Annotated in this window: 1 protein-coding gene; it reads right to left on the reverse strand. The window is 48.3% G+C overall.

Annotation, left to right across the window (positions count from 1 at the left end; translation table 11 throughout):
• Window positions 1-860 precede the first annotated feature (860 nt).
• Window positions 861-1,175: hypothetical protein (locus ACRD7A_RS19060; RefSeq protein ID WP_430812983.1), on the reverse strand; the 315-nt coding region annotated here is incomplete at its 5' end.

The following is a 1,175-nucleotide window of genomic DNA, read 5'->3' on the forward strand; positions in this document are numbered from 1 at the left end:
AATATGCGCTTTGGCTCCGCTCATTTTGGAAAGTTTGTAAGGTTAATTCGCCTTACGCACCATGCGGCAGGCCGTTGGGCGCAACGAACTCGAACGGAGCGCTTCGATTATCAAAAACAAAAACGGGACGCAAATGCGTAAAATCGGGAAAAGTGGTTTAATGTCAAAGCAATTTAAAACCAAGGCGCGCATTTCTGGACTAGCAAACAAAACGTAGCAGGACTTGCATACCAAACGGACACGGTGGACTAATCCCGGCCGGCATTTTTTCAGCCAGGCAGCCTGACTTCCGGTTTGCAGCGGGACTCTCGGACAGCTGTTCACGGACTCAGGTTCCCGCGTTGTTTAAGTGTAGCCGGACTTCAAATAACGCATACGGACTAAGGCGCGCCAAAACATAGAATACAAAGCTGTTTAGACGGAAAAAAGCCGAATAACGCAAAGATTTTCAACCCGTTTTTGAAGTACATCTTAGAAGAAATTATAAACCGCAGCGCCCAACAAACCGCCATAGCGCATAAGGCGATCAGTGCGGCTTCGGAGGCTTGCCGCTTCGGTTAGCTCCGCCAAATCGTTGATTTGGCTAAACACAAGGAAAAAGTTAAAACCAAATACAACGCTTTGGCTTCCCTCCTTTTTGGAAGGTTGGTGAGGTCAACATTCGCCTTACGTCGCCATGCGGCAGACCGTTGGGCGCAACGAACTCGAACGGAGCGCTTCGATTATGAAAAATAAAAACGGGACGCAAAACCGTAAAATCGGGAGAAGTGGTTTAAGGTCAAAGCGATTTAAAACCAGGCGCGCATTTCTGGACTCTCAAACAAAACGTAGCGGGACTTGCAAAACAAACACACGGCGGACTAATCCCAGCGAGCATTTTTCAGCCAGGCAGCCGGATTTCCGATTTGCAGCGGTATTTTTGGGGCAGCTCTATTTGGACTCTGGTTCCCGGGGCGGTTTAAGTGTAGCCGGACTTCAAAATAACGCATACGGACTAAGGCGCGCCAAAACATAGAATGCAAAAATATTAAGACCAGAAAACGGTTAGTAACGCAAAGATTTTCAGCCCGTTTTTGAAGTGCATCTTGGAAGAAATTATAAATCGCAGCGCCCAACAAACCGCCATAGCGCATAAGGCGATCACTGCGGTTCCGGAGGCTTGCCGCTTCGGTCAG

Origin of the sequence: Carboxylicivirga longa (genome assembly GCF_050589825.1) — a bacterium.
Taxonomy (GTDB): Bacteria; Bacteroidota; Bacteroidia; order Bacteroidales; family Marinilabiliaceae; genus Carboxylicivirga; species Carboxylicivirga longa.